The 6,000-nt window shown below is 41.8% G+C and carries 5 protein-coding genes; 2 read left to right on the forward strand and 3 right to left on the reverse strand.

Annotated elements, in window-relative coordinates; all coding sequences use genetic code 11:
* Positions 1-233: 233 nt before the first annotated feature.
* Complete coding sequence (locus tag H583_RS0129010) at positions 234-1,313, forward strand: alpha/beta hydrolase family protein (protein ID WP_028563547.1); 1,080 nt, start codon at positions 234-236, stop codon at positions 1,311-1,313.
* A gap of 85 nt (positions 1,314-1,398) precedes the next feature.
* On the opposite strand, the gene H583_RS0129015 is transcribed toward H583_RS0129010, so the two are convergent.
* The 3 genes from H583_RS0129015 to H583_RS0129025 all read right to left on the reverse strand — a co-directional run bounded on the left by H583_RS0129015 (position 1,399) and on the right by H583_RS0129025 (position 5,239).
* Positions 1,399-2,793 carry a sensor histidine kinase gene (locus tag H583_RS0129015; RefSeq protein WP_028563548.1) on the reverse strand — a complete coding sequence of 465 codons (1,395 nt, stop codon included), beginning with the start codon at positions 2,791-2,793 and terminating at the stop codon, positions 1,399-1,401.
* A complete protein-coding gene (locus H583_RS0129020) occupies positions 2,790-3,467 on the reverse strand; it encodes a response regulator transcription factor (protein WP_028563549.1) in 678 nt (225 codons plus the stop codon). Before H583_RS0129020 ends, H583_RS0129015 begins: the two co-directional genes overlap by 4 nt.
* Positions 3,468-3,652: 185 nt before the next feature.
* Positions 3,653-5,239 carry a discoidin domain-containing protein gene (locus tag H583_RS0129025; protein WP_028563550.1) on the reverse strand — a complete coding sequence of 529 codons (1,587 nt, stop codon included), beginning with the start codon at positions 5,237-5,239 and terminating at the stop codon, positions 3,653-3,655.
* A 258-nt stretch (positions 5,240-5,497) separates the two neighbouring features.
* Here H583_RS0129025 and H583_RS0129030 point away from each other — a divergent pair.
* A partial coding sequence (locus H583_RS0129030) for an IS256 family transposase (protein WP_028563551.1) occupies positions 5,498-6,000 on the forward strand: 503 nt, incomplete at its 3' end.

A 6,000-nucleotide genomic window follows, 5' to 3' on the forward strand; every position in this document is an offset into this window, starting at 1 on the left:
AAATGAATTTTAGATTACAATCCCGGCACTCAATCTCTCCGCCCATAAGCAGCAGGTCCGCAGCAACCATATCGCCGGCAGAGGCTGCATGGTGTGCTAATATCAAACCCCGGCACAATTTATCCGTGAATATAAGAGGTTTACAGACTGTCGCCATTGATATTCGCTTGATTCCGGAGGGGAATTAATGGTATCTATAGAAATGTATGAATTGTTCTTGGGGGCGGTTATTCATGAGAATCGGCAGAAGTGTACGCATGATGACAGATACAAATCGGGCTAATCCTTTTACGGAAGATGCAACAAAACGGCGTTTTATGATCAGCATTTATTATCCGTCTGTGGATTCAGCCAGCTTGGATCACGAACCTGTATATCCCGAATTGTTTGATCCCGGCTTGGAGATTGCGGCTGAATTTTTTAAAAATATGGGCGTTGATTTCTCCTATTTGAACACTTTAAAGACAAACGTCCATTTAAATGCCAGAATAGCAAGTGAAGCTCTGTACCCGGTCATTATTTATTCACCTGCATTTGGCATAGAAAGAGATATGTATTGGTTTAATGTTTCCAATCTTGTGATAAATGGATTTATTGTGCTGACTGTCGGAGCAACTTTTGATTCGGTATTTACCGTTTTTCCTGATGGCGGACATGCACCCCAACTAAAGCCGCTGGCTGATCTGCAAAACGATGATTTCGTGGAGTGGGATAAGTTAACAGACGTCAGAACCCGGGATATCCATTATGTCCTGCATGCTTTGAACGAACTAAATACCACCGACCCGCTGCTGCAAAATAAATTGGATGTACAGAGAATTGGTCTAATCGGACATTCCTTGGGCGGGGCGGCAGTATTCAGATCCTTAAACAATAACGGGCTTATTAAAGCAGGAATTTTAGCAGATCCAAGCCTTCATCTTCTGGGTTCCGGTATTTCACGGGTTACTACGCCTGTGATGCTTATGCGGCAGCACTCCTCCACTTATGAGATGCTAATAAATGACGGCTGGAATGAAGTCATGGCTCGTAGAACAATGGAAGGCCAGCAGTATTTGGCTCGTGTTCTGGAGGGTTACAAATCCTTTATTAAGGTCAATGGAGCTAATCATATTACTTTCAGTGATGTTCCGATTCACTTTAATGAGGCTGATATCGCAATTAGGCATCAGGTTATTAATACGGCTATTATTTCTTTTTTCAATGAATTTGTTTTGGAGCAAAAAGGGGCATACACCAAGACAATCGACCAACTCCCTGGTACTGAGCCAATAGATGGCATGGGTATAAGTGTCCGCAGTAAGCATCGGTGAACCATTTCGTTGAACAAGCAAAAAGCGTACGAAGAGGATTAGACCTGTCTTCGTACGCTTCTGTTTTCTGTTATTGTAATTTCACTCAAGAGTGCCCTGTGACCAGTACAATCGGCAGCCTTACCGTAAATGTCGTCCCCGCTCCGACTGTACTCGACACCTCTATCGTTCCGTGATGGGCCCCGACAATCTTTTTCACAATGGCAAGTCCGAGCCCGCTGCTCTGTGTTTCATGCGTGCGGGCGCGATCGACCTTATAGAACCGGTCAAAAATCATCGGCAGCTCCTCATTGGCAATGCCCTCCCCGGTATCCGTTACGGTGACAACACAGCTGTCACCTGCTGCCTTGGCTGTCAATGCCACCGATCCTCCTGCTGGCGTATATTTGACTGCATTAGACAAAAGATTAATCCACACCTGATACAGCAGATTGGAATCGCCGCTAACCTTCATTTCCTCCAAATTCAGCCGCACAGCGAGCTGTTTGTCTGCTATCCGCCACTCCATGCTCTGAACAGCCTGGCGGAGCTGGGCACGCAGGTCAAAGCTGTTCTTTTGCAATGCCTCAGGATCATAGTCCAATGAGGATAAGGTCAGCAGCTGTTTGCTCAACAGCGACAACCGTCGGCTCTCCCCATCGATAATCGCGAGATATTGAAGCCGCTGCTCCTCCGGGAGTCTGTCATCCTTGAGCGCATGGGCAAAACCCTGGATCGATGTCAACGGCGATTCAATCTCATGAGAGACATTCGCCACAAATTCCTGCCTCGCCCGGTTCGTCCGCTCAAGCTCGCCGCTCATCACCATGAAGTGGGAGGCTAGTTGTCCAATCTGGTCCCGGCGCCTTGTATTCAGCTGAATATCGTATCGTCCTTTGGAAATCTGTTTTGTCGCCTCCGTAAGCCGGGTAATCGGACGCACCACATGAAGCACACTCATAATGACGAAGCCCATACTGAATAATACGGTCAAACCTAGTATGAGAGAGAAAAAGACCCTAAGCTCGCCAAACTGAACCTCGGCATCCGGGCGCAGAAAAAGCGCATGCGGCTCCCTATTGACCTGAATCGGTACGCCGACCGAGTTTTGCAGCTGATTGTCAAAAAATCCGGTAATGAACGGTTTGCTTGGAAATTCAGCAATACCATGGTATACCTTGCCGGACAGAACCTTAATGATATTCGCCTGCTCCAGGTCCATGACCCGAAACGGCTTGCCGTAAATGTGATCTCCGCCCTTGCCGTCTGTCAAATAGATTTTGTATCCAAGCGCCGCCGTTGTTGACAAATATTCATCCCACGCATCAGGATGCGTGTCAATAAATTGCTGGATTTGCCGGGCCATGCTCGTCACCTTCGCATCATTTTGCGGCTTGATCTTTACCTGATAATAGAGATTGGATGCCAAAAAACCAAGCAGGCTGCTAATCATAATAACCGAACAGAAAATGAGGCACATTCTGACGTAGAGTGATCTCACGGGCCTATCAACTCCAATTTATAGCCAATTCCCCTGACGGTGCGAATGTTAAAATCACCCTGATACGGCGCGAAGCGCTCACGCACTCTTTTGATATGTACATCTACAGTCCGCTCATCCTTCGTATAATCTGCACCCCAGACCAGCTCAATAAGCTCACTTCTAGAGAACAATCGGCCTGGATATTGGGCCAGTTGGGCAAGCAGTTCGAATTCCTTCGCCGGAAGCAGCAATATCTCAGCCCCATCCCGGATTTCATAATTTTTGCGGTCAATGAGCAGCGAATTCAGACGGATAATATCACCAGAGGCGACCGAATAACGGCGAAACAGCGCTTTAATCCGGAACAACAACTCATCCGGTTCGAAAGGCTTGGTTAAATAATCGTCCGTCCCCCGCATATAGCCTTGCTCTTTATCACTTAACTGCTGCCTCGCTGTAAGCAGAATGACCGGAATATCATAGGCCTCCCGAATGTATTGGCAGAGCTCAAGACCATCCATATGCGGCATCATCACATCAACAACAGCCAGGTCAATCCGTTCCTCCTGCAGCAACTTTACCGCTTTTACACCATCCGCAGCTTCCTGCACCAGATAGCCTTCTCTGGTTAGCACATGTCTGAGAAGCGTGCGAATATTTGCATCGTCATCGCTTACGAGAATTTTCTTCACTGCCAGCCCTCCGTCAACACCTTTCTTTTGTCCCATGTTATCAAAAATCGAATGATATGCCTAGCAGGTAATAAGAATCATCAATCTGTCTCAGGAGCTTTATTTAAATAGAGAATGGAAGAATAAAAAAAGCCGCAAAGCGCGGCAAAAAACCAAATTTAACATATAATCTTAGTCTTTATAATTCAGTTAAAAACAGATAATTCCCACAATGAATAACCGAAAATGGTTGCCCTTGCTATACCAGTAATCTTTACAAACCTGGTTTGAATATCTAAGTTATTGACTTCATAAACCCCTTTTATCCCATTTTGAACGTATTTTATTACTTTCCAAGTTAAAGCATCCTCTGAGCATTCAATTTTGTATTCGCTTGCACAGGCTCCTTCCCAATGAAGCCGTATTCTAGATATTTCTTTTATCATTCCCAAGTCTACATATATCCACTCATTGTCCGTATACTGACTACTCCATCTAGTACTAGGGTTGTTATCAATGACGTGAATGAAAGTAAACTCTTCTCCTTCAATAGAAGACGCATACACAGGCTTGTACAGAGCCAAATTCCCTGAAGTCAATATTTTCTCAGTTAAAGTTGTAATACTTACCGGATCACTTTTCTGTTGTAATTGTTTTTTTATAATTGAAACTTCATATTGGCTATGCGGGTTCAAATTATCAATTAAATATTGATGCGAAGTAGTACTCCCAATAAACTTATCATTAATATAAATTTCATAATCAATTAATTGATGTTCTCCTGATTCATCTCCCCATCCTATTAATACACTGGTGTCTGATTGACCCAGGACTTTTAGATTGGTGATTGGTTCAATGACATTTTTTTTCATCTCTGTTTTAATTCCAGTTAAAATTTCTAACTCCATCATATTAAAAAAATTAATTTCTAATTTTTTTAATTTAGAAAATTTCTCTATTAATTGTTCTTTATTAAATAATTTGGGGTTTACAGATATTTTGAGAAAATAGTTTTTCATAATTTCAGCCATTTTTGAAATCTCTGTGATACCCTGAACAGCAGCCTCTGAATATTGATTACTCTCCATAAAAATTCCTGTTAATGCTCTTGATAGGCTGATCACTCCTAGAAACTGAATTGAACGATTGATAAGCTGCTCAAGATTATCTTTTTTCTCAAACTTCAGTATTAAAGCATCGTAAGAATCAAACTCATCTCTTGAATTCAATATTTTTTCTTGAAAATTTTTATTATATCTTTGAGCAGCAGAACTATCTTGATAATAATTGTCTAGGGAAATATATGTTAAAGTTCTAATTTCTTTCGGGGTATTATTAAAAGCTGCTTTAATAATATCTGAGGAATACATATGTTCGAAAGGGTAGTCTACAACTTGATACTGGTCATTGTGAAATTGTGTAAGTGTGATTGAATGTATACCGTCCGGGTGGCTTTGTGTTTGTTTCATATGGGGAATATATTTATTTCGAATCCAAATATAAACTTCTAATTTATCACCCAGCGTCTTCATTAAATCAGTCTCTGCCGAATTAAAATCATTATAAACTTCTACTTTTTGACATATTCCTTGTTCTTCAAAATTGATATCCCATGGATAGCTCCATCCATTTTCATTATTAATAAAAATTTCTTTGTAAATACGATTTGGGGTCTCATAAGTATTGTAGAAAAATGAATCCACAGATATTGTCTTATTTAATAATCTTAAAATTTGTGATTTGCGGCAATTCATATAACTAAAAAATAAATTACTTGTTAGAAAGTGATCCAATACCAACTCTCCTTTAGATTTTTTTTGTAATTTAGGAAAAAAGTAATTTATGTAAATTTTAACTTTTATTCAAATGTAAATACATATCTTAATTCAACTTTTTTTTATATTTTTCAACGTTTTTGGTTAAAACAAAAAATAAACCGGTCCTGCCTATAATAATCATTTTTTTATATGGACAGGAGAGTCTGTAAAATTAATTGTGTAAACTCCAAAACCTATTAAAATGAAAGTAACAGAAAGGTTGGGGGAGCACACATGGGATTGTGGTCAAAAGAACAACTTCGGGCATTTATCAAGGAGAACAAGCTAGTTACCGCTCAGGACGCCCAAAACGCACTCAAAGACCTCTTTGCGGAGACGATCCAAGAGATGCTTGAGGCGGAACTGGACACCCATCTGGGCTACGAGAAACACGACGTAAAAAACAAACAGACCACGAACAGCCGTAACGGAAAAAGCAAGAAAACGATCGCGAGCGAATACGGCGAGCAGGAAATCGTGGTGCCACGGGACCGTCAAGGCGAGTTTGAACCTGTCGTTGTCAAGAAGCACCAATCTAACGTAACCGGCATTGAAGATCAAATCATTGCCCTTTACGCCAAAGGTGTCAGCACGCGAGAGATTCAAGACCACCTGCAACAGCTGTACGGCCTCGACGTCTCACCGACGATGATCTCCAATGTGACGAATAAGATCGTGCCGCTCATCAAAGAATGGCAGAATCGCCCGCTACAGAGCGTTTATGCAGTTGTCTTTCT

Source organism: Paenibacillus pinihumi DSM 23905 = JCM 16419 (genome assembly GCF_000422505.1).
GTDB lineage: Bacteria > Bacillota > Bacilli > Paenibacillales > Paenibacillaceae > Paenibacillus_D > Paenibacillus_D pinihumi.

What these genes read in the sequence shown, in the direction of transcription:
- H583_RS0129010 (WP_028563547.1), top strand. Translation starts at nt 234, where the DNA reads ATGAGAATCGGCAGAAGTGTACGCATGATGACAGATACAAATCGGGCT.